Source organism: Chromobacterium haemolyticum DSM 19808 (assembly GCF_000711885.1).
GTDB classification, from domain to species: domain Bacteria; phylum Pseudomonadota; class Gammaproteobacteria; order Burkholderiales; family Chromobacteriaceae; genus Chromobacterium; species Chromobacterium haemolyticum.
On sequence record NZ_JONK01000019.1, the window covers coordinates 20528 to 41496 of the forward strand.

The following is a 20969-nucleotide window of genomic DNA, read 5'->3' on the forward strand; positions in this document are numbered from 1 at the left end:
GGAGTTCCTTAGCCGATGACTGGCAAGCGCCGGATGAGAAAACGGCTGATAGAGGCGCTAACGATCAGCGGCAAACCATATTGAAGTTGCAGGAGACTGGCGTAGTACCAGACGCCTGCCGGCACAGCCCGAATCAAGCCGGACAGATTTAACGCATTGGGTAGTGCATAGCTGATGACTTCGGCCAAGATTTTCACTACGAAGAACATGCCAAAGGCGACCACGAACTTGACCAGGACCGAGCGGAAAACCCATCCCAAGGCGGTCCAGATTGCCGATTGCAGAAATGCCCACATGGCTATGCCCTCAATACGATAAAAAACGCCACCAGCCCCCAGCAGGCAGCAAAGACAGGCTCCAGAATGGGACGAACCTTCTCGAGCATGGCGCATTGCTCATCCAAGTGATGCACCGCTCCTTCTCGGAAAAAGGACAAATCCAGATCAACTGAAGGGCATTGACCATCGCCGGAGGGCAAGGTCACACCCTTCAATGGGTTCAAGGCATCAATGACGGGCTGCATGATCTGTAAACCGGTAGGCGTCTCTTCCAACTGCGGTTCAGCTACCGTCGGCGCAGTTCCAAGATCGACGGTTGCGCCTTGGCTACCGGTGCCCGTATTGGTAGTAGCGCCAGTACCACCCCATGTTCCAGGCAGAGTAATTGATGGGTCCCAATATGGCGTCCCGGGGCGGGCATCGGCCCAGCCGGCCGGAGCCTGATCATTAGAGCCAACCGCAATAGGAGCTAATGCCCCGCTCAGCGGAGTAGATACACCAGTAGCCTTGATATCGGATGCGCTGATCGAATTGGGACGAGATAACTCCGGAGGCCATGCAAGACCTGGCGCACGCTGTCGCGCATCATCTATTGCTGAAGAAAGCGCGGCGGCAATGAGTGCAGGGTTCACTTGATCATTGGCACGAGAGTCCGGCAAGTCTGATGCTGCAAGAGTATTGCTAGTGATTGGCCGAGGTTGATAGCGTAGGTCCTTCAACAGCTTGGGAGGGGTCTTCTCCATGATAAGGACCAGTTGGTAGATATGGTTATCACCGACATAGCCAAGTCCTGTGCAGGCTGAAACGCTATAGCCAGAAGCATCCAGAGTGCCACGGGGGCAGTTGCAAACAGTGTCCGGCGTTGGACAAGCATATTGCTTGGTACGCAGGAAGATCGCGGTGTCACCATTGGGACGATTAGCAAAGACTGCATCGTTGGGGTAGCCCATCACCATCAGAGCATCCACCAGGCTGGATGAAGGTAAGGCACGTGTTGGCATCTGCGACAGGTCCATACTCGGACCAGAGAATGTAACGCTGGCACCGTCACCATGTACCAATACCCCTGGCGTTTGCTCATCGAATACCCCGGTATTCACGGCCATCATCAGCGGCGCCGCTAGCACTACTGACTTCCCCAAGTATCGGACAGCTGACGAACGGGCAACCGTTCGCATGATCTGTGCGCCAAGCTGGGTATTCACTTTGAGCGTGGCCAGTTTGTCAGCCAATGCAGCGCCCATTGCTGCGTTGACAGCAACAGATGAGGACGGCATTCCATTCACCAGAGCAGAGCCGGCTAAAGCGCACTGAGACAGCACAATGGCAGCGCCACATAGTAAACGCTTCATATGGATTTGAACCCTTGGACCACAGCGTTCCCGCAAGAGACTCCCAGTGCGAAAGCAGCCAAATACCACCATTCAGCAGCCATGTGCATTCCTTCAACAGATTGATCAGTCGAAATGCCCGGACTTTCGCATGCGAAAGTCCGGGGCCGAGCGCTTAGCCCTTCATGCGCTTACGTACAGCATCGAAAGCGAAGCCGATGGCAACCAGGCCGATCATGCTGATGCAGATCGAGGCAACGGCTTGGGCTACCTTAGCGACAGGGAATGCAGCCACGAAACTGTCGATGAGCGCCGCAGTATCCACGCCGCTAGTAGCCGGAGCTGGGTCAGCAGCAAAGGCGAGCGCCGGGACGGCCAAGATGGCAACCAGAGCGAGTTTTTTGATATGAGCATTGGTGTGCATTGCGTTTTCCTTTTAAACACGGGTTTTGAACGGTTTGAACAAGAAGGCCCCATAGCGGGCAATAACCCAGCTCGATACAACCATGGCAAAGGCGAACGCCCAGAAAACGCCAGCTGTTTGCCAGTTGACCGATTGGGATTTCTGCATCGCGGCATACTCCTGCGGCGAAAGCAGTACGAGGGTCTGGCATTGCTCGATCTGGATCGTATCCAGATGCAGCAAGCCGGACTCATCAGAGCGGACGCACTGAGCCATGGGGTGGCCTTCGCGGGTGCGTCGCAGAATTGGATAACCGGGGGAAAGTTGGGTCTGAACTGAAATCCAGCCCAACGCTATCCGATCGATTCACGAGGCCGGGCAGCTGTGGGCTGTTTGCCCCTCCTCTCACATCGGCCCTAGCTTCGACAAAAGTGGGTTCCGTACAGTTATTGACACTAGTCCAAGGCTCGCTGTGCTCGCGGTTTGGTACAAACTCGACCGTCCAGTCATGGAGTCTGGATTTGATGAGGACGCCATCCTCGCAATCGGCTACGCCCAGGATGCGGACACCGATATCCTCGCCATAGCGGTTAGTGCGGCCGGTTTCGCGGCTCAGCCGGATGGGCAAATCACCCAGCTTCAGTCCGGTTCCACCTAGTACCCGCACGAAGCCTGCCCAATCTCCGGCGTCGGCGGCTTCCGCTGCGCGGCGGATCACTTCGCTGTCTATTTCGATATCATCATTAGTGGCGATTCGGCGCAGCTCGCGCCAGAGCGTGACGGGCGCGACACCAACTTGCTGGAACTGGCGATTTCTCCAGCACCACGCCCAACCCTGCACACGCTCGGCCGCAGTGACCGTATCCATGCCGTCAAAGTTGACGCCCACCGGCTCGCCATCGCTTTTCTTGCCATCCACGTTCTTGCAGACATACTTGGCAACGTAGCCGGCGGCCGAACCGCGCGCCCAATCGATTTCGATGCACTTGAAGCGGGCCTCGACATTGCCGGCCAGCTCCTCGCGGTCTTCACGAGTGGCGTATTCGCGGAAGATCGCGGCCAATTCGTCGGCCTGATTTGCCGGAATGAACAGCAGCAGATGCCAATGCGGGCAGCCATCATGGTGCGGTTCTGCGATTCTGAAACCGTAGGGGGAAATCTCGCGGCGATGTAGCTTCGAACGGATGTAGGAATAGACGCGGGATAGGTATTGCTGGGCTTGCCGTGGGGTGCTGCCGTTATATTTTGGATTCTTGATTACTCTGCCCTTATCGAGCTTGCGGAAAGCATGAAAGCGGGATGGGCAGGTAATCGTCAGAAAAAGCGCTGCGTGCCCCAGGGAACGGGCAATCGCCTCGAAACCCACAATGCGGGTCATCAACTCCGCCCGACGAACATCTGGATTCGAGACAGACAGGTCGGCCAACTCGGCCAACGTGAACTCGTCGCCCAGTTCATTGAAAGCCACGAGGCTTTCCAGCAACGAGCGGTTGCGGCAGCGTTGCGAGCGGAAGCGGGTCAAAGTGTCATCAGACACATATAGCCCGGTTCGCTGATTGACCAGGCCGGTACGGATAGCTTCCGCCTCTACCTTGCGGGCCACGCCACGCCGGAACACCTTCCGCCAGAAACCTTCATCAATCAGGCGCTTGAAAATGCTTTCGTAAGTCACGCTCCGCTTGCCTGGCTGTGGTAGCCTCGTGCAGCCCTCTGGCGCATCTCCATCATCGAAGAAGAAAACATCGCGCTCTGCCAGGTAGTCGGCCAGGCGCTGGAAAAGTGATATGTAGTCGGAGCCATTGCACAGGCGCTGCACGGAGAGAATGTGCTGCACGGTTTCCTTTGCGGCCTGGCATAGTTCCGCATCGCTGGCCCCCAGCTTGAGAGCGCCGCCGATTTCCACGAGGTGATCACGGCAGTCTTGCACGTACAGGTTGGCGGCACGACGGGCATCGCCGTCGTACCGGAACTCCTCGGAAAAAAGCAGCTTGTTATGCTGCCGCCGAATCCGCTTGGCGAACTGGGTGGGAACGGCACGGAGCCAGCTATCCACCCACTCACGATCTTCCACGAGGCAGGCGCGGCGGTATTCGAGTGACAGCGGATGCAGCATGATTAGTCCTCGATGGCGTAGTAGCTATTCACAACTGGCCGGCGAGAAAAGCGCTCGCCAGTTTCCTTGTCGGTGTAGACAAACGATTTGCCACGATAGCCACCGCAGCTCACAAGGCATTCGATAGTCTCTCCCGATTGGCCTATCCGCTTTTTCGAACGAACTTCAACAGTAGCCGGCGGGCTGTATTCATCTGGTGCCGGCAGAGTGACTTCGGTGTAGAAAAATTCCTCCGACTTACGGATCGTATTCACCCGTCCGCGCAGAACAGACTGATTGGGCTTCAAATTCAGCTTGATGGCTTCTTGAGGGGTGCTCATTTCGATTCCTTCCTTAAAGATTCATATGTACGTGGGGCTTAAGAGAATTCTTTTTCCAGGCAGCGCTTTCGCAGAAGCTCCAAATTGACCAAGGAGTACTTGCCAACAGAAACAACGGGTAGGTAGCCCTTGTTGACAAAGCCAACTACGACCCCGATAGGGAGCCCTACTAGCTCTGCAAAGCGCTCTCTAGTCACCAACGGAGGAGCATAGTTGTGCGACGAGGCTGCAACGGAAGTCACGCCCATCAACGGCGAAGGTGGTTGTGCGGCATGCGGCCATGTACTATGACTGGATGTAATTTGGGACATAGTGTAAATTTAGCTCCATGCAAAATCTGCATGGTGCGAAATTACCATCAACGGTAAGAATACGCAATGAGCAACGAGACAAAAATCGAGGAACGGCTGCGTGCCGCCATTGAACAGATCGCGCCCAACCAAACAGCTCGTTATGACCTGCTGAGCACAGCGACCAGGATTGCAAGACACAAGTGGGTGAACTGGGTTAACAGGAGACAAAGCCTCTCAGTCGAGATGCTGGAAGCATTCCTGACTGGCTGGCCGGAGATGGCAAGTTGGATAGCAACTGGTGCTGGGACAAAGCCAAGCCCGCATATGGATGGGATCGACGAGATAGTGCTTGGTCGAAACGATCAAGGGCAATCTGTAACAAATATTCCCCACGCAGTATCCCAGTACGGCAAAGGCACCCCACCTGCATTTGAGTGGGGTTATGACGGTAGTGGCCCGCGCGAACTGGCTATGAACATCTTGCACGTGATGGGCATGTCGTCTCCGGTAGCCGATTACTTCGCGAGACATTTCACAGAGCGGTTTCTATTGGGCATCCCACAAGAAGGAGGAAGTATCGATATCAAGCTGGTTCAAAACTGGCTGCAAGAAATCAAAGAGGATATCCAGAAGAAGACAGATGAACATCGCAGGCTTGAAGAGCTCAGGCAAGCACATGAGGCGCAGGTCAGAGACGCGATGGAGAAATTCAATGCAGGAAAGGAATAACAAAGTATCAAATGGCAATCAAACCGGTGAAGACAGGCTGGCAGGTCAACATCCAGCCAGGAGGAAGGGGGGCCAAGAGGCTTAAGAAGACATTTCCCACGAAAGCAGAAGCTATAGCGTGGGAACGATATGTAAGGGCAAAGGTCCAGCAGGAGCCCGAGTGGGCTCCTGCCAAGAAAGACCCTCGCTCACTCTCCGAACTTGTTGACCTCTGGTTTCAGCACCATGGTTCAGGCTTACGATCTGGACAGGGCACGTACCAAAGGCTACTGCTCATGTGCCAAGCGATGGGCAATCCACGCGCCGAGACTTTTTCCGCAGACCTATTTGCGGCCTACAGGGCAAACCGGCTCGCGGATGGAATCTCCGCCAGCAACATGAATCGTGAGCATGCCTACATGAGAGCCGTTTTTAACGAGCTAACCAGGCTTGGCTTATGGAAAAAGGAAAATCCGCTCCAGAAGTTACGCTCCTTCAAGATACAAGAGCGGGAACTCTCATACCTAACCGCAGAGCAGATACAAGCTCTGCTCCAAGCATTGCAAACCGGCCGTAACCAGCACGTCCAGCTCATCGCCAAGGTGTGCTTGGCAACTGGCGCGCGCTGGGGAGAGGCTGAGGCCCTTCGCAGATCGCAAGTCAGGAATGGGGTGATCCAGTTTGTACAAACCAAATCATCCAAGGCGAGAGCCATACCTATTACATCGGAACTAGAGAAAGAACTGTGCGATCACCATCGGGAACACGGCAATGGAGAGAGGCTGTTTGAAACCGCCTTCTCAGCATTTCGAGAAGGGGTGGAGCGCGCCAGCCTGACGCTGCCGGCGGGACAGCTGACCCACGTCCTTCGCCACAGCTTTGCCAGTCACTTCATGATGAACGGCGGCAACATCCTGGTGCTGCAAAGGGCGCTGGGCCACCACAACCTCACCATGACCATGCGGTACGCCCATCTTTCACCCGACCATTTGAGCGAAACTCGCGAGCTGAACCCGCTACGCGCGTTGAACCTTTGTTGAACCCGACAAAGCAAAAGGGGTTGCGCTTGCGCGCAACCCCTTGATTGTCTGGTGGGCCCCCGGGGAGTCGAACCCCGCACCAACGGATTATGAGTCCGCTGCTCTAACCAAGCATGAGCTAGAGGCCCAGAGCTGCGCATTATACCAGCCCAAAAGCAAAACCCCAAGCGTCTAATACCGACGGCTTGGGGTTTTCGTCCAGCGCAGGCTGTTAGCCTAAACCGGCGTCACATCGAATCACTGACCGCCCGGCTCGTTGTCCAGGAAGCTGCGCAGACGTTCCGAACGGGTCGGGTGACGCAGCTTGCGCAGAGCCTTGGCTTCGATCTGGCGGATGCGCTCGCGAGTCACGTCAAACTGCTTGCCCACCTCTTCCAGCGTGTGGTCGGTGTTCATGTCGATGCCGAAACGCATGCGCAACACCTTGGCCTCACGCGGGGTCAGCGTGTCCAGCACTTCCTTGGTGGCGTCCTTCAGGCTGGAATACATCGCAGCGTCGGACGGCGCCAGGTTGTTCTGGTCTTCGATGAAATCGCCAAGATGGGAATCGTCGTCGTCGCCGATCGGGGTTTCCATGGAGATGGGCTCCTTGGAAATCTTCATGATCTTGCGAATCTTCTCTTCCGGCATCTCCATCTTTTCCGCCAGCTCGGCCGGGTCCGGCTCATGGCCGGTTTCCTGCAGAATCTGACGGCTGATGCGATTCATCTTGTTGATGGTCTCGATCATGTGCACCGGAATACGAATGGTGCGCGCCTGGTCCGCGATGGAGCGGGTGATCGCCTGGCGAATCCACCAGGTGGCGTAGGTCGAGAACTTGTAGCCGCGGCGGTATTCGAACTTGTCCACCGCCTTCATCAAACCGATATTGCCTTCCTGGATCAGATCGAGGAACTGCAGGCCGCGGTTGGTGTACTTCTTGGCGATGGAGATCACCAGACGCAGGTTGGCCTCGATCATCTCTTTCTTGGCGCGGCGCGCCTTGGATTCGCCCGCCGACATCTGGCGATTGATTTCCTTAAGCGCCTTGATCGGCAGCATCGCGCGATCCTGCAACTCGGACAGCTTGGTCTGCTTCTCGATGATCGCGTGTTTGAAGCGGGTCAACGCCTCCGCCCAGCCCTTGCCCGAATGGATCTCGTTTTCCACCCAATCAAGATTGGTCTCGTTGCCAGGGAACACCTTGATGAAGTGAGCACGCTCCATGCGCACGCGGCTGACACAGATATCCTGGATGTCGCGCTCGTAAGTGCGGATTTCGTTGACGCGGCTGCGCAGCGAGTCGCACAGGCTTTCCACTTGGCGGGTGGAGAAGCGCACCAGCATGAACTCAGTGGTGATCGCGTCTTGCAGCTCCAGGTATTCCTTGCTCTGCGCACCCTTGGCGGAGAGCACCTTGACCATCTTGTCAAACAACATGCGCACGCCGGCGAAGTGCTCCAGTGCATGCTGCTTCAGCTCTTCGAGGTTGATACCGGCGGCGTCGGCGGCGTCGCCTTCCTCCTCCTCTTCTTCCTCTTCCTCTTCGGCCTCGGCGTCGAGCAACTCGTCCTCGTCCGCCTGCGCGGCGAACGCGGCCTCCTCCTCGGACGGAGCGTTCAGATCGATGAAGCCGTCAACCACCTCGTCCACGCGCACTTCGTCGCGGCCGACGCGTTCCACCAGCTCCAACACTTCGGCGATGGTGCCCGGACAAGCTGAAATCGCCTGGATCATGTACTTCAGGCCGTCTTCGATCCGCTTGGCGATTTCGATCTCGCCTTCGCGGGTCAGCAACTCCACCGAACCCATTTCGCGCATATACATGCGCACCGGATCCGTGGTGCGGCCAAATTCGGAATCCACCGAGGACAGCGCCGCTTCGGCTTCTTCCACGGCGTCTTCATCGGCCACCGGCGGAGTGGCGTCGGACATCAGCAGGGTGTCCGCATCCGGCGCTTCGTCGTAAACCTGGATGCCCAGACCGGAAATCATCGTGATGATGTTTTCGATCTGCTCTGCGTCGGACACGTCTTCCGGCAGGTGGTCGTTGATTTCCGCGTAGGTCAGATACCCACGCTCTTTACCCAAGGCGATCAGCTGGCGCAGGCGTTTACGCTGCTCTTCCAGGCTCATCACTTCGGTTTCGTTTTCCTGCACGTCTTTTTGATTTTCGGGAGAGGCCGCCATTTCGCTTCCTGCTTGAAATAAGCCGAAAAAAACAGTTGATAATAACACAAGCAAACAACGCTGTTTGTGTAGCCCTGCGGGGCGCTTTTAAAGCCACGGCATCGCTTTCGGCAATCTGCCGGGGCGGCGACATCGTCAAGCGTTTGGCGCCAGCAAATCCCGCAGCAATTCCCCTAGCAATCTGACTTCTTCCGGAGTCAGGCCTTCGTTCCGGTCCTTTTGTTTTAGCCGTTCCACCTGAGTTTGATGCAGCATTTTCAGGAGCTTGGCAGCGCCGTCCTGAAACTGCTGTCTATCTTCCTCGCTGGGATCGGCGAACTCGTCCGGGTCCTGCATGGCCTGCTGCAGAACACTATCCACCAGCCCTTCGTATGGAGTGCCGCGCAGGCTTTCCATCAATTGCGCCGTATTCGGCGGCTGGTCGTGCCCTTGCACGCATTCGGCCAACATGGCAAAACAGGCAAGCTCGTCGGACAGTGCCATACTGTCCGGCAAACGCACATCGCCGGCCCAACCAGGGTTCAATAGCAGCCATTTGATCAGGCGCGTCACCATGGAGGACTGTGGCGGGCGATGCGATACCTCCGGCAAACGGTGCTCCCGCTTGCCTTTGCGCTCCGACTTCCGTTGGCCCGTCGTCAACATGTCGAATTCGTCGACATCCACACCGGCGAGTTCCGCCAGTCTTTTCTTGATGATGAAGCCCAGGGCCGGAGCGGCAATCTGCGCCAGAAGGGGCGCGGCCTGACGGATCAGATCGGCCTTGCCTTCCGGCGTGGTCAGGTTCACCTCGCGACACAATTCGCGGGTGAAATAAACGGACAGAGGCAAGCTCTGCTCTTCCAATACTTTTTCAAAGGCCTCGGCGCCGAACTCGCGGATATAGCTGTCCGGGTCATGTTCCTGCGGCAGGAACAGAAAATTCAGCGCCTTGCCGTCCTGCAATTGCGGCAGGCTGTTTTCCAGCGCTCGCCAGGCGGCCTTTTGGCCAGCCTTATCGCCATCGAAACAGAAGTAAACTTGGTCGGCGTGGCGCATCAACTTGCGCACGTGTTCGCCGGTGGTGGCGGTACCCAGCGTGGCCACCGCATAGCCGACTCCAAATTGAGCCAGCGCCACCACATCCATATAGCCTTCGACCACCAGCACGCGGTTTTTATCCCGTATCGCCTGGCGCGCCTCGTAGAGGCCGTACAGTTCCCGGCCCTTCTCGAACAAGGGCGTTTCCGGCGAGTTCAGGTACTTGGGCTCGCCCTTGCCCATCACCCGGCCGCCAAAGCCGATGATGGCGCCGCGCTGGTTGCGGATCGGGAACATCACCCGATCGCGGAATCGGTCGTAACGCTGGCCCTTCTCTTCGTTGACGATGACCAAGCCGGTATCGACCAGCTTGTCGTCCTGGTAATCCGGAAAAACCGTTTCCAGGTTCTGCCAGCCGTCCGGGGCGAAGCCAAGGCCGAAGCGACCGGCCACTTCGCCGCTCAAACCCCGGCCTTTCAGATAGGAAATGGCGTTGGGCGCGGACTTCAGCTGCTGTTTGTAGTAGCCTGCCGCCATTTGCATCATCTGCTCCAGCGACAGTTTGCGTTCGCGTGCGGCGCGGCTGGCCTCTGGATTGGCGTGAGCGCGGCTGTCCGGCACCTGCATGCCGATGCCTTCCGCCAGCAGCTTCACGGCGTCGACGAAGCCCAGCCCTTGGTATTCCATCACGAAGCCGATGGCCGAACCGTGAGCGCCGCAGCCAAAGCAGTGATAAAACTGCTTGGACGGGCTCACCGTGAACGACGGCGACTTTTCCTTATGAAACGGGCAGCAGGCCAGATAGTTCTGGCCCCCCTTTTTCAAAGGGACGTAACGATCCACCACGTCGACGATATCGACGCGGGACAACAACTGATCAACAAAATCCTGAGGGATCAAGCAAGGTCACCGTTGGCTCGGGCCGACAAAGCGGCCCGAAGCGGGCTCAACCGGCCAGCTTGGCCTTGATGCAGGCGGACACCTGCGCCATGTCGGCACGGCCGGCCAATTGCGGCCGCAGCAGCCCCATCACCTTGCCCATGTCCTGCATGCCGGCGGCGCCGCTGTCGGCGACGGCCTTGGCCACCAGAACGTCAATCTCCTCGGCGGACAGTTGCTGCGGCATATAGGCCATCAGCACGTCCATCTCGAATTTTTCCTTGTCGGCCAGGTCCTGGCGCTGAGCCGCCTCGTACTGGCTGATCGAATCTCGGCGCTGCTTGAGCATCTTGTCGATGACGGCCACAACGCCGGCGTCGTCCAGCTCCACCCGCTCGTCCACTTCCTTCTGCTTGATGGCCGCCAGCAACAGGCGGATGGCCGCCAGTTTGTCGCTTTCCCGCGCTTTCATTGCAGATTTCATGTCGTCGCTGATTCGCTGCTTGAGGCTCATTGCTTGCTTTCCGGAAGATGACCGCCACCCGTCGCGGGCGGCGAGTGCGCACTTGAGAGAGAGTCAAACCCTGATGACATTGGTTTTGAAAAGCTCAAAACCCATGCCGTCAGAGTCTGCTAACGGGGAACTACAAATGGCAAAACCGCAGGCTAGGCCTGCGGTCCTGCTTACTGACCAGACGAACTCTTAGTAGAGTTTCGGCGGCAGCATTTGGCTGCGGATGCGCTTGTAGTGGCGCTTAACAGCAGCGGCGTGCTTGCGCTTGCGCTCGGCAGTCGGTTTTTCGTAGAACTCGCGGGCGCGCAGTTCGGTCAGCAGACCGGTTTTTTCCACCGCGCGCTTGAAGCGACGCATTGCAACTTCAAACGGCTCGTTCTCTTTAACACGAATGTTCGGCATTGAATCTAGTATCCTTAGTTCCTAGCGCCCAGACGTGACTGGGGCTATAAAAAACAGCATTTTAACAACGTTACGCGGTTTGGAAAAGTCTGAAGCGTTCCGACCAAGCAATCTGTGGCGCTTTACGCATCACGGCTTGACGGAAGAAATCACCCCCTCACTAGGAGAACTAGGTACTGCACTATAAAAACGTTTCGGCATCCGGCCGGCAAGATATGCCGAGCGGCCTGCTTCTACAGCCTGTTTCATGGCGTGCGCCATCAACACCGGTTGTTGCGCGGCGGCAATCGCGGTGTTCATCAGCACGCCATCGCAGCCCAGTTCCATCGCGATTGCCGCGTCGGACGCGGTGCCGACGCCGGCGTCAACCAGCACGGGAACCTTGGACTGCTCAATAATCAACTTCAAATTCCACGGATTCAGAATCCCCATCCCGGAGCCAATCAGGCTGGCCAGCGGCATGATGGCGCAGCAGCCTATTTGCTCCAACTCGCGGGCGATAATGGGATCATCCGAGGTATACACCATGACGTCGAACCCCTCGGCCACCAATACTTCAGCCGCTTTAAGGGTTTCCTTGACGTTGGGGAACAAGGTATTCGGATCGCCCAGCACTTCCAGCTTGACAAAACGATGGTCGTCCAAAAGCTCTCTGGCCAGGCGCAAAGTGCGAATGGCATCGACGGCGGAATAACATCCCGCCGTGTTGGGGAGAAGGTTATACCGGTTTTTGGGCAAAAAGTCCAGCAAATTGGGTTCGCCGGCGTTCTGCCCCAGGTTGACTCGGCGAATGGCGACGGTGACGATTTCCGTTCCCGACGCGTCGAGCGCCTGCGCCGTCTCCTCAAAATCCCGATACTTGCCGGTCCCCACCAGCAAACGCGAATTGTAAGCCTTGCCTGCGATGATCAGTTGATCCGCCACTCCTGCACCTCTATCAGCTTTGCCGCTCAGCCTCCGCCGACGGCCACCACGATTTCGAGTTCGTCGCCGTCGGCCAGCCCGGTGGTCGGATACTGGCTGCGCGGCACGATCTCGCCATTCTTTTCCAGCGCCACGCGCTTGCCGGCAAGGTCCAGCGCCGCCACCAGCTCGGCCACGTTGGCCACGTCGGCCAGTTCGCGGCCCTCGCCGTTGATCTTGAGTTTCAGCATCTCATCTCCGTTGCACGCGCTGCACCACCGGCAGCACGCGAATAGCGCTCAGCACCCGCTCTAGGTGCTCGACGCCCTCCACCTGCAAGCGGAAGTGGATATTGAACAGACCGTCGCCATCGCGGCTACTGTCCTGGGTGTCGGCGCTTTCGATATTGGCCGAAGCCTGCGAGATCGCGGTGGCGATATCCGCCAGCGCGCCGCGCTCGTTGCGGGACAACACGCCAACGGTAACGCCGAACATACGGTCGCGTTGCGCCTCCCAATTGACGTCAAGAAGCTTGTCGTGATCCGCCCGCCGCGCGTTCGGACACCCCTTGCGGTGGATAACCAGGCCTTGGCCCTTCGTGATCACGCCCAGAATCTCGTCGCCCGGCAGCGGGTTGCAGCAGGGCGACAGCTGCACCATTCCGCCCTCGTTGCCGCGTATGGTCACGGGGCCTACTTTCACTTCCTCGCCCAGCCGTTCGCCAGCCAGCTCCAGCAAGCGCCGCGCCACCACGATGGGCATCAGCTTGCCGGCCCCGATATCGGCCAGCACGTCTTGATGAGAAGCGAGCTTCTCGCCGAAAGCGGCCAGATACTCCACCCACAGCTCATCGCTCAGCGCCAACGGCGTCACCGCCAGCGCCCCTATCGCTTGCTTGAGCAGCTTCTCGCCCAAGCCCACCGCCTCTTCCTGCTGCAGGCTCTTCAGATAGTTGCGAATGCCTGAACGCGCCCGCCCGCTCTGCACGAAGGTCAGCCAGGACGGATTGGGCTTGGCCTGGGTGGAGGTAATGATTTCCACGGTATCGCCGTTGCGTAGCACGGTGCGCAAAGGCACCAACGCGTGATTGACGCGCGCGGCGATGCAGCGATGGCCGATGTCGGTGTGCACCGCGTAGGCGAAGTCCACCGGCGTCGCGCCCTGAGGCATCACCATGATCTTGCCCTTGGGCGTGAATACGTAGACCTCGTCCGGGAACAGGTCGATCTTGATATGCTCGAGGAATTCGACCGGATCGTCGCTCTCCTCCTGCATGTCCATGATTTTCTGCAGCCACTGATGGGTGCGCTGCTGGGCGGTGTTAACACCATCGCCGCTCTTGTACATCCAGTGCGAGGCCACGCCGGCCTCGGCCACGCTATTCATCTCGCGGGTGCGGATCTGCATCTCCACCGGCGTGCCATAGGGGCCGAACAAGGTGGTGTGCAGGCTCTGGTAGCCATTGCCCTTGGGAATGGCGATGTAATCCTTGAATTTGCCGGGAATCGGCTTGTACAGACTGTGCAAGGCGCCCAGCGCCAGGTAACAGCCCGGGATGTCGTTGACGACGACGCGGAAGCCGTAAATGTCCAGCACCTCGGAAAACGACAGGTGTTTTTCCTGCATTTTCTTGTAGATGCTGTAGAGGTTTTTCTCCCGCCCCTTGATCGTGGCTTCGATATTGCTTTGCACCAGCTTCTGACTGACGGACTGCAAAATCTTGGTCACCACTTCGCGGCGGTTGCCGCGCGCGGCGCGCACCGCCTTGGACAGCACGCCGTAGCGATGCGGATGCAGGTGCTTGAACGCCAGGTCCTGGAGTTCGCGATAAACCTTGTTGAGGCCGATGCGATTGGCGATCGGCGCGTAGATCTCCAGGGTTTCCAGCGCGATGCGTCGCCGCTTGTCTTCGCGCATCGAGTCCAGCGTGCGCATATTGTGCAGGCGGTCCGCCAGCTTGACGATGATGACGCGGATATCGCGCGCCATCGCCAGCACCATTTTGCGGAAGCTTTCCGCTTGCGCGGTTTCCTTGGTCTGGTATTCCAGCCTCTCCAACTTGGAAAGGCCGTCCACCAGATCGGCGATGATCTTGCCGAACTTTTCGATCAGCGTCGGCTTGGTGACGCCGGTGTCTTCCAGCACATCGTGGAGCAATGCGGCGGCGAGCCCCTGCACGTCCAGCCGCCACTCGGCCAGCATGCCGGCCACCGCCAGCGGGTGGGTGATGTAAGGTTCGCCGCTCTTGCGGGTTTGCCCTTCGTGCGCCGCGCGGCTGACCTCGAAAGCCTGCCGCAACAGCTGGACGTCCTCCGGCTTGAGATAACGCGCGACAGACTCGAAAAACGCTTGCGCTTCGCTGTCGATCAGGGCGTTATAGTCGATTTCATCCTCGATGCCGGTTGCCATAACCCACCACCCACTTGCAATCAGGCTTTGCCGCGGCTCAGAACTTCCTTGCCAACATGGCCGGCGGCGATTTCACGCAGCGCGACAACGGTGGGCTTATGGCGGCCGGCTTCAACGAAGGGGCTGGCGCCGGAAGCCACTTGACGCGCGCGGTAGGCTGCGGCCAGGGTCAGGTCGAAACGGTTCTGGATGCGGTCCAGGCAATCGTCAACAGTAATACGGGCCATATGCTTTCTTTCTCAAAGTTGCCAAGGGCATTGTCGGTCGCCGTTCTTGCGGCGGCAACAACGCCCAGAGGGATCACTATATCTAAATTTTAGTCGACTCACCAACAAACGGACGGATCAGCCGGCCTGTCCCATCCGCGCCAGCATCGCCGCCAGCTTGCGGCGCTGGATGGCGCTGCGCAGCCGATTGGCGCGCACGACGCTGATCAAATCGAGGCGAGCGCGTTCGAAATCGTCGTTGACCACGATGTAGTCGTACTCGGCGATCTTGTCGATCTCGGCGCGAGCGGAGGCCAGCCGGCGGCGGATCACATCCTCGCTGTCGGTGGCGCGGCCGCGCAGCCGGCGCTCCAGTTCTTCGATAGACGGCGGCGCGATGAAAATGCCGATCGCCTCGGGAAAGACCTTGCGCACCTGCTCGGCGCCCTGCCAATCGATTTCCAGCAGGATGTCCTGCCCCACGTCCAGGCGGCTGCGTATCCACGGCGCGCTGGTGCCGTAATAGTTGCCGTAGACTTCCGCGTACTCGAGGAAATCGCCGCGCTCTATCATGGACTTGAACGTGGCCTGATCGACGAAATGGTAATGCTTGCCGTCCACCTCGCCCTTGCGCGGCGCGCGCGTGCTATAAGAAATGGACAGCTCCACGGATGGCTCCGCCTGGAGCAAGGCCGTGACCAGCGAGGTTTTCCCCGCGCCGGAAGGAGCGACCACGATAAAGATATTACCGGTTGGCTGGCTCATGAAAAGGCGCTTTCCTGCCAAATGAGTAATTCTCCAGAATACCATAAGCGGGCTGTTGCTGTTAATCGCCAAGTTATTTTCACATCAAGATTTAGGTAAATCTCTTCAGGCTGAATAAAATGGCTCGTTTTTTTCCTACCTATCTCCCTTGGAGCGCGTTTCGCCATGCAATTCCTTGACAGCTTCTTCAAGCTGAAAGAACACGGCACCACGGTGAAGACCGAAGTCATCGCCGGCTTTACCACCTTCTTGACCATGGCTTACATCATCCTGGTCAACCCGCTGATCCTGTCGAGCACCGGCATGGACTTGAACGCCGTCTTCGTGGCCACCTGTCTGGCCGCCGCCCTCGGCACCTCCATCATGGGCCTGGTGGCCAATTACCCAATCGCGCTGGCGCCGGGCATGGGTCTGAACGCCTACTTCACCTTCAGCGTGGTCAAGGGCATGGGGCTCTCTTGGGAAACCGGGCTGGGCGCGGTGTTCATCTCCGGCATCGTGTTCCTGGCGGTGAGCCTGTTCCGCGTGCGCGAGGCCATCGTCAACGCCATCCCGCAATCGCTGAAATTCGCCATTTCCGCCGGCGTAGGCATGTTCCTGGCCATCATCGCGCTGAAGAACGCCGGCGTGATCGCGCCGCACCCGGAAACCTATCTGACCCTGGGCGACATCCACAAACCCACCACCCTGCTGGCCGTCCTGGGCTTCTTCCTGATCGTGGCGCTGGAATACCGCAAGGTGCCGGGCTCCATCATCATCGGCATCCTGGTGGTGACGGTGCTGTCCATCGCCATGGGCTTGTCTCCGTTCAAGGGCGTGGTGGCGCCGGTGCCCAGCATGGCGCCCACCTTCATGAAGATGGATATCGCCGGCGCGCTGCAAGCCGGTCTGATCGGCGTGATCTTCGTGTTCTTCTTCGTGGATCTGTTCGACACCACCGGCACTTTGGTGGGCGTATCCCATCGCGCCGGCCTGCTCAAGGACGGCAAATTGCCGCGCCTGAAGCGCGCGCTGTTGGCTGATTCGGTGGCGATCACCGCCGGCGCGGTGATGGGCACTTCGTCCACCACCGCCTATGTGGAATCCGCCGCCGGCACCGCCGTGGGCGGCCGCACCGGCCTGACCGCCATGGTGGTGGCGCTGCTGTTCCTGGCCTCGCTGTGGCTGTCGCCTTTGGCCGCCACCGTACCCGCCTACGCCACCGCGCCGGCGCTGTGCTACGTGGCGGTGCTGATGGCTCGCGGCCTGGCCGAGATCGACTGGAGCAATCTGACCGAATCCGCGCCGGCGGTGATGACCGCGCTGGCGATGCCGTTCACTTTCTCCATCGCCGACGGCATCGCCTTCGGCTTCATCAGCTATACGGTGATCAAGATCCTGGCCGGTCGTTTCTCCGACCTGAAACTGCCGGTGTTGGTCATCGCCGCGCTGTGGATCTTCAAGCTGGCTTTCTTCCACTGAAACGTCAATAATTGATGCGGACTCCTAGCCTGCCGCGCTGCGCGGCGGGCTTTTTCTTGTGGGCCGCGCGGCGATTCTCTTCATTTAGAAGTACAATAAGGCCATGGAAAACCTTAGCAATCTCGACTACTCCAGCTATCTGAAAGGCTGGATCCGCACTGTGCCCAACTGGCCGCAACAAGGCGTGATGTTCCGCGACATCACCCCGCTGCTGCAGAACCCCAAAACCTTCCGCATGCTGATCGACATCTATGTGCACCGCTACATGATGGAGAAGGTGGACCTGGTGGCCGGCCTGGACGCGCGCGGCTTCATCATCGGCTCGGTGCTGGCTTACGAGTTGAACGTAGGCTTTGTGCCTATCCGCAAGCGCGGCAAGCTGCCTTTCACCACGGTGGAAGAGGAATACGAGCTGGAATACGGCAACGCCGCGGTGGAAATGCACACCGACGCCTGCAAGCCGGGCGACCGCGTAATCCTGATCGACGACCTGGTGGCCACCGGCGGCACCATGATGGCCGGCTACAAGCTGCTCAAGCGCATGGGCGCCGACGTGTTGGAAGCCGCCGCCATCATTGAGTTGCCCGAGCTGGGCGGCGGCAAGCTGGTGCGCGACGGCGGCTTGGAGTTGTTCACCGTCTGCGCTTACTGAGCCGGGTTCGCCCGTCATGCGAACGGAGCCCTTGGGCTCCGTTTTTGTTTGGCCGCGACCTAGACCTGTTTACGATCGAATACCCGTCGTGAAACGTGGCTCGGTGAGCGCACCTTCAAAATACTCATGTACCGTGTGTACACTCCGCTTTTGAGCCGTTTTCGCCTTGCCTCGCCCTTGCTCGCGAGATCGTAAATAGGTCCTTAATCCGCCTCCACCGACACCTTCAAGGCCTGGCCGCGCGCACTCAGCTTCAGCGGCGCGCCGGCGGTGCTGGGCAACTTGCTATCCACCGAGGCCGCCGCGCCGCGCACTTCGTACTGCAGCGTTGCGGACTTCGGCAGCGTCAGCGCCAACTTGCCGGTGGTGGCGTCCAACGACAAGGAACCGCTGGGCTTGGCGTCGGTCAGCCTCACTTTCGCCTTCACCGCCTGGCCATCTAAGGCCATGTCGCGGCTGCTGCCCTCGAAAGCCAGCGTCAACGCCTGCCCCTTGAACGCCAGCTTGTCGTAAGCGCCCTTGGCCTGCGCCCTGATCGCGTCGGCGGACATGGAGAGGCTGGCAGCCTTGCCCTCCAGAGTCAGATCCACCGCTTTGCTGTCCACCCGGATCGCAGAATAAGCGCCGCGGATCGAACCCTTGACCGCGGCCAGCCCCAACTCCACCTGCTTGCCCGGTTTCAGATTGCCCGCGATCTCCAGCCCGCAGCCGGCGTCCAGCAGTTTGTTGTTGAGCTTGACCGTGATCGTGACCACGCCGCCTTCGCGCCGCACTTGGGCACTGCACTGCTTCGCGTCCCAATTGCTTTTGTTCAGATCAAGCTGATACGGCCGTTTGTCGTCCACACTCAGTTTGAGCACGGCGGCGTCTCCCTTGATCACCAGCTTTTCAATCGGCGCTTCCGCCGCGTGAACCGCCCCGCCACACGCCATGCCCGTCAACATCAGCAACCGCATTGCCTCACGCATCATCACGTTCCCCTTTCTCAAGTTGAAACCGCCGCCGCGGCCGGCGGCGCTTGTTTTCGTCACTGCATGAACAGCCAGTACATCGCGATAACGCCGCAAGCCGCCGCCATCCCGCCCACCGCATGGCGGGCTAGCCGCGCCCACTGAGCGCTCGCCCCCCCTTGGCGCGCAAAGGCCGAAACGGTGCGCCTCCGGGAGTCCGCCAGCGCGGCGATCAGGCGGCTCTCATTGCGCTGGTCTGCCACCGCGTCGCGAATGTATTCGCGATAGTCGCTCAGAATCTTGCGCAGCTCGGATTCGGGCAAGCGCTCCATGGTCAGTTGCAATTGTTGAATGCATGCATCGTGTTTCATGTTTCTCTCCCAAATCCAGTCAAAACAACACTCGTCACACCGCTTTGCCGCTCGGACTTCTGCCCGCCACCAAGTCGATCTGGTAGCGGACGTAGCGCACCAGCCCGAGCCAAGTCAGCCGCGTCAGCCATACGCAAAACACCAGCCCCAATCCCCCAACCAGCAACAACACGAATCCGCTGACCGCCGCCGAACTCTGCAGCGACAAGCCCGGAATGCCATCGATCTCGATATGATCTTTGCCGTCTTTCAGCGACAACCGGTTATCCTTGATCACCAGCGAGCTCTCTCCGTCGCTCAACACCAGATCGGCGGCTTGTCCGGCTTCGCCGGCGGCGGCGGAAGCTTCCTCCGAGATCATCCGCCAGCGCAGCGAGCGGCCATCCCCGTCCTGGGCCAGCACCATGCTCTCTCCGCCGTCAGATGTCAGCGTCAGCGCGCGCAGTTGCCCGCGCTCCAAGCTGACGGAGCGTTCGCCCTCTCGCTTGATCGACTGCCTGGCCGCCGGATTGCTGGCATCCACTTTCATCTCCCCGCCGTCGTAGCTCACTCGCACCGGATCGCCGGTTCGCAATTGCAGGCTGGCGGTTTCGTCTTCTTCCAGCGTCAGCAACAGCCTCCCCTGTTTCAGGGTCACGCCATGCACCGGCTTCCCTTCGGCTTGAACTTTGAACTCGATCTTGCCGTTCTCCGGCGAAAGGCTCGGCTCCAGTTCCGGCCAGCCGAACAGGCTATTGCCCCCCCAAGCCGCCACCAGCGCCACACCGGCTATCAACAGGCTGCCGGACACCATGTAGCCTATGGACAGGCATAGCAGGTAGAGCATGAACGGCAGCGCCAGGAAGAAATTCAGCACGCCCAGGCCGGCAACCGAGGCCACCACCCTCATCAAATTGCCGAAGGAACGATGGTTCTCCCATTGGCGGTAATGCGCCTGCGCTTTTAGCTCCTTGGCCAGCTTCTGCGGGCTGCCCAAAGCGGCAACCACGTCATCCTCGGCGCGGCCGGCTTCTTGCGCGTCGCTGAAATACTCTTGGTAGTCGGCGACGATTTCACGGATCTCCTCCGCCGGCATGCCGGCCAGAGCCTGTTCCAACTGCTCCAAAAACACTTTGCGATTCATGCTTGTCGTTCTCCTGGCTGGCCGGCCGCCGGCAGGCGACTCAGCACGCTGTCCACTTCGCTGACGAACTCCTGCCACTCGCGTCGCATCAGCTCCAGTTCCCGCTTTCCCGCCTCGGTCAGCGCGTAATACTTGCGCGACGGTCCAGACGCGGATTCCACCAGATAGGTGCTGACCCAGGACTCGTTCTGTAGCCGGCGCATCAGCGGGTAGATCGTCCCTTCGCTGATTTCCATCGTGCGCGACAAGGTGCTGACCAATTCGTAGGCATAGCTATCGGACTGAGCCAATACCGCCAATACGCACATGTCCAGGGTCCCCTTCTTCAACTGGGTTTTCATCTTGCCTTCCTTGAAACCGCCCGGTCCCACCCGCCCCACTACCTTGCATTACAAGATAGCTAATTGGACCAAGGCATCAATCTGCTTGTGGTTGCACTATACAAACCACTACCTTGTACCGCAAGGTATCTTTCATTACACAATGACAAATAGTTCTTGCTGCGGCTTTCTCGCAACACGTCATATAGTCATCACTGACATCATATTGCATTGCAAAATACATCTTGCCATCCATAATTCAACAACAATAATGACATTGAACTAACCGTGTACCAGCCCGGTATCCACCAACCGGCCACTCTCTCAATGGGGATTTCG

The 20969-nt window shown here is 58.8% G+C and carries 23 protein-coding genes and 1 tRNA gene; 4 read left to right on the forward strand and 20 right to left on the reverse strand.

Annotation, left to right across the window (positions count from 1 at the left end; genetic code table 11):
- Window positions 1–8 precede the first annotated feature (8 nt).
- From BR71_RS12515 to BR71_RS12540, 6 genes are all read right to left on the reverse strand, one after another.
- Complete coding sequence (locus BR71_RS12515; RefSeq protein WP_043578799.1) at window positions 9–296, reverse strand: DUF2523 family protein; 288 nt, start codon at window positions 294–296, stop codon at window positions 9–11.
- Between the two features lie 2 nt (window positions 297–298).
- Window positions 299–1630: a hypothetical protein gene (locus tag BR71_RS24190; protein ID WP_156038975.1), complete on the reverse strand. Its 1332-nt coding sequence runs from the start codon at window positions 1628–1630 to the stop codon at window positions 299–301.
- A 154-nt stretch (window positions 1631–1784) separates the two neighbouring features.
- Window positions 1785–2033: a hypothetical protein gene (locus BR71_RS12525; RefSeq protein ID WP_043578785.1), complete on the reverse strand. Its 249-nt coding sequence runs from the start codon at window positions 2031–2033 to the stop codon at window positions 1785–1787.
- Window positions 2034–2045: 12 nt separating this feature from the next.
- The gene (locus tag BR71_RS12530; protein WP_043637817.1) at window positions 2046–2255 is read right to left on the reverse strand and encodes a hypothetical protein; all 210 of its coding nucleotides are present in this window, start codon (window positions 2253–2255) and stop codon (window positions 2046–2048) included.
- 10 nt (window positions 2256–2265) lie between these two features.
- Window positions 2266–4125, reverse strand: coding sequence for a replication endonuclease (locus BR71_RS12535; RefSeq protein ID WP_052370539.1), 1860 nt, complete (start codon window positions 4123–4125; stop codon window positions 2266–2268).
- A 2-nt stretch (window positions 4126–4127) separates the two neighbouring features.
- Window positions 4128–4445, reverse strand: coding sequence for a hypothetical protein (locus BR71_RS12540; RefSeq protein WP_043637819.1), 318 nt, complete (start codon window positions 4443–4445; stop codon window positions 4128–4130).
- A 377-nt stretch (window positions 4446–4822) separates the two neighbouring features.
- On the opposite strand from BR71_RS12540, the gene BR71_RS22985 reads away from it, so the two are divergent.
- Together BR71_RS22985 and BR71_RS12550 are read left to right on the forward strand one after the other, a co-directional pair.
- The gene (locus tag BR71_RS22985) at window positions 4823–5467 is read left to right on the forward strand and encodes a DUF6166 domain-containing protein (RefSeq protein ID WP_052370540.1); all 645 of its coding nucleotides are present in this window, start codon (window positions 4823–4825) and stop codon (window positions 5465–5467) included.
- An 11-nt stretch (window positions 5468–5478) separates the two neighbouring features.
- The gene (locus BR71_RS12550; RefSeq protein ID WP_043637822.1) at window positions 5479–6486 is read left to right on the forward strand and encodes a phage integrase; all 1008 of its coding nucleotides are present in this window, start codon (window positions 5479–5481) and stop codon (window positions 6484–6486) included.
- Window positions 6487–6535: 49 nt separating this feature from the next.
- On the opposite strand, the gene BR71_RS12555 is transcribed toward BR71_RS12550, so the two are convergent.
- From BR71_RS12555 to gmk, 10 genes are all read right to left on the reverse strand, one after another.
- Window positions 6536–6614, reverse strand: a tRNA-Ile gene (locus BR71_RS12555).
- A 109-nt stretch (window positions 6615–6723) separates the two neighbouring features.
- Entirely contained in the window at window positions 6724–8655 is a 1932-nt protein-coding gene (rpoD, locus tag BR71_RS12560) for an RNA polymerase sigma factor RpoD (RefSeq protein ID WP_043591289.1), read from the reverse strand.
- A gap of 135 nt (window positions 8656–8790) precedes the next feature.
- Window positions 8791–10575, reverse strand: coding sequence for a DNA primase (gene dnaG / locus BR71_RS12565; protein ID WP_043637825.1), 1785 nt, complete (start codon window positions 10573–10575; stop codon window positions 8791–8793).
- A gap of 46 nt (window positions 10576–10621) precedes the next feature.
- The gene (locus BR71_RS12570) at window positions 10622–11068 is read right to left on the reverse strand and encodes a GatB/YqeY domain-containing protein (protein WP_043637828.1); all 447 of its coding nucleotides are present in this window, start codon (window positions 11066–11068) and stop codon (window positions 10622–10624) included.
- Window positions 11069–11257: 189 nt separating this feature from the next.
- Window positions 11258–11470, reverse strand: a complete 213-nt coding sequence (rpsU, locus tag BR71_RS12575) for a 30S ribosomal protein S21 (protein WP_039756346.1) — start codon at window positions 11468–11470, stop codon at window positions 11258–11260.
- A gap of 129 nt (window positions 11471–11599) precedes the next feature.
- The gene (locus BR71_RS12580) at window positions 11600–12394 is read right to left on the reverse strand and encodes a thiazole synthase (RefSeq protein ID WP_019103872.1); all 795 of its coding nucleotides are present in this window, start codon (window positions 12392–12394) and stop codon (window positions 11600–11602) included.
- A gap of 26 nt (window positions 12395–12420) precedes the next feature.
- Window positions 12421–12624 carry a sulfur carrier protein ThiS gene (thiS, locus tag BR71_RS12585; RefSeq protein WP_043637830.1) on the reverse strand — a complete coding sequence of 68 codons (204 nt, stop codon included), beginning with the start codon at window positions 12622–12624 and terminating at the stop codon, window positions 12421–12423.
- A 1-nt stretch (window position 12625) separates the two neighbouring features.
- A complete protein-coding gene (locus tag BR71_RS12590) occupies window positions 12626–14782 on the reverse strand; it encodes a RelA/SpoT family protein (protein WP_019103870.1) in 2157 nt (718 codons plus the stop codon).
- 20 nt (window positions 14783–14802) lie between these two features.
- Window positions 14803–15009: a DNA-directed RNA polymerase subunit omega gene (gene rpoZ, locus BR71_RS12595; protein ID WP_019103869.1), complete on the reverse strand. Its 207-nt coding sequence runs from the start codon at window positions 15007–15009 to the stop codon at window positions 14803–14805.
- Window positions 15010–15126: 117 nt separating this feature from the next.
- Window positions 15127–15753: a guanylate kinase gene (gene gmk / locus BR71_RS12600; RefSeq protein ID WP_043637831.1), complete on the reverse strand. Its 627-nt coding sequence runs from the start codon at window positions 15751–15753 to the stop codon at window positions 15127–15129.
- A gap of 165 nt (window positions 15754–15918) precedes the next feature.
- Between gmk and BR71_RS12605 the strand changes: the two genes are divergently transcribed.
- Together BR71_RS12605 and BR71_RS12610 are read left to right on the forward strand one after the other, a co-directional pair.
- Window positions 15919–17214, forward strand: coding sequence for an NCS2 family permease (locus tag BR71_RS12605; RefSeq protein WP_043637832.1), 1296 nt, complete (start codon window positions 15919–15921; stop codon window positions 17212–17214).
- Window positions 17215–17317: 103 nt separating this feature from the next.
- The gene (locus BR71_RS12610; RefSeq protein WP_019103866.1) at window positions 17318–17866 is read left to right on the forward strand and encodes an adenine phosphoribosyltransferase; all 549 of its coding nucleotides are present in this window, start codon (window positions 17318–17320) and stop codon (window positions 17864–17866) included.
- A 203-nt stretch (window positions 17867–18069) separates the two neighbouring features.
- Here the strand turns inward: BR71_RS12610 and BR71_RS12615 are convergent, their stop codons facing one another.
- The 4 genes from BR71_RS12615 to BR71_RS12630 are packed head-to-tail and all read right to left on the reverse strand — an operon-like array spanning window position 18070 to window position 20651.
- Complete coding sequence (locus tag BR71_RS12615; RefSeq protein WP_156038977.1) at window positions 18070–18837, reverse strand: hypothetical protein; 768 nt, start codon at window positions 18835–18837, stop codon at window positions 18070–18072.
- A 56-nt stretch (window positions 18838–18893) separates the two neighbouring features.
- Entirely contained in the window at window positions 18894–19187 is a 294-nt protein-coding gene (locus tag BR71_RS12620) for a DUF1700 domain-containing protein (protein WP_043591303.1), read from the reverse strand.
- 34 nt (window positions 19188–19221) lie between these two features.
- Window positions 19222–20310: a DUF1700 domain-containing protein gene (locus tag BR71_RS22990; protein ID WP_052370541.1), complete on the reverse strand. Its 1089-nt coding sequence runs from the start codon at window positions 20308–20310 to the stop codon at window positions 19222–19224.
- Window positions 20307–20651 carry a PadR family transcriptional regulator gene (locus BR71_RS12630; protein WP_019103862.1) on the reverse strand — a complete coding sequence of 115 codons (345 nt, stop codon included), beginning with the start codon at window positions 20649–20651 and terminating at the stop codon, window positions 20307–20309. The genes BR71_RS22990 and BR71_RS12630 overlap by 4 nt, the downstream gene beginning before the upstream one ends.
- Between the last annotated feature and the right edge of the window lie 318 nt (window positions 20652–20969).

Excerpts from the sequence above, each read along its gene's own strand:
- BR71_RS12515 (WP_043578799.1), bottom strand. The coding sequence starts at position 296 with ATGTGGGCATTTCTGCAATCGGCAATCTGGACCGCCTTGGGATGGGTT.
- BR71_RS24190 (WP_156038975.1), bottom strand. The coding sequence starts at position 1,630 with ATGAAGCGTTTACTATGTGGCGCTGCCATTGTGCTGTCTCAGTGCGCT.
- BR71_RS12525 (WP_043578785.1), bottom strand. The coding sequence starts at position 2,033 with ATGCACACCAATGCTCATATCAAAAAACTCGCTCTGGTTGCCATCTTG.
- BR71_RS12535 (WP_052370539.1), bottom strand. The coding sequence starts at position 4,125 with ATGCTGCATCCGCTGTCACTCGAATACCGCCGCGCCTGCCTCGTGGAA.
- BR71_RS12540 (WP_043637819.1), bottom strand. The coding sequence starts at position 4,445 with ATGAGCACCCCTCAAGAAGCCATCAAGCTGAATTTGAAGCCCAATCAG.
- BR71_RS22985 (WP_052370540.1), top strand. The coding sequence starts at position 4,823 with ATGAGCAACGAGACAAAAATCGAGGAACGGCTGCGTGCCGCCATTGAA.
- BR71_RS12550 (WP_043637822.1), top strand. The coding sequence starts at position 5,479 with ATGGCAATCAAACCGGTGAAGACAGGCTGGCAGGTCAACATCCAGCCA.
- rpoD (WP_043591289.1), bottom strand. The coding sequence starts at position 8,655 with ATGGCGGCCTCTCCCGAAAATCAAAAAGACGTGCAGGAAAACGAAACC.
- BR71_RS12570 (WP_043637828.1), bottom strand. The coding sequence starts at position 11,068 with ATGAGCCTCAAGCAGCGAATCAGCGACGACATGAAATCTGCAATGAAA.
- rpsU (WP_039756346.1), bottom strand. The coding sequence starts at position 11,470 with ATGCCGAACATTCGTGTTAAAGAGAACGAGCCGTTTGAAGTTGCAATG.
- thiS (WP_043637830.1), bottom strand. The coding sequence starts at position 12,624 with ATGCTGAAACTCAAGATCAACGGCGAGGGCCGCGAACTGGCCGACGTG.
- BR71_RS12590 (WP_019103870.1), bottom strand. The coding sequence starts at position 14,782 with ATGGCAACCGGCATCGAGGATGAAATCGACTATAACGCCCTGATCGAC.
- rpoZ (WP_019103869.1), bottom strand. The coding sequence starts at position 15,009 with ATGGCCCGTATTACTGTTGACGATTGCCTGGACCGCATCCAGAACCGT.
- gmk (WP_043637831.1), bottom strand. The coding sequence starts at position 15,753 with ATGAGCCAGCCAACCGGTAATATCTTTATCGTGGTCGCTCCTTCCGGC.
- BR71_RS12605 (WP_043637832.1), top strand. The coding sequence starts at position 15,919 with ATGCAATTCCTTGACAGCTTCTTCAAGCTGAAAGAACACGGCACCACG.
- BR71_RS12610 (WP_019103866.1), top strand. The coding sequence starts at position 17,318 with ATGGAAAACCTTAGCAATCTCGACTACTCCAGCTATCTGAAAGGCTGG.
- BR71_RS12615 (WP_156038977.1), bottom strand. The coding sequence starts at position 18,837 with ATGATGCGTGAGGCAATGCGGTTGCTGATGTTGACGGGCATGGCGTGT.
- BR71_RS12620 (WP_043591303.1), bottom strand. The coding sequence starts at position 19,187 with ATGAAACACGATGCATGCATTCAACAATTGCAACTGACCATGGAGCGC.
- BR71_RS22990 (WP_052370541.1), bottom strand. The coding sequence starts at position 20,310 with ATGAATCGCAAAGTGTTTTTGGAGCAGTTGGAACAGGCTCTGGCCGGC.
- BR71_RS12630 (WP_019103862.1), bottom strand. The coding sequence starts at position 20,651 with ATGAAAACCCAGTTGAAGAAGGGGACCCTGGACATGTGCGTATTGGCG.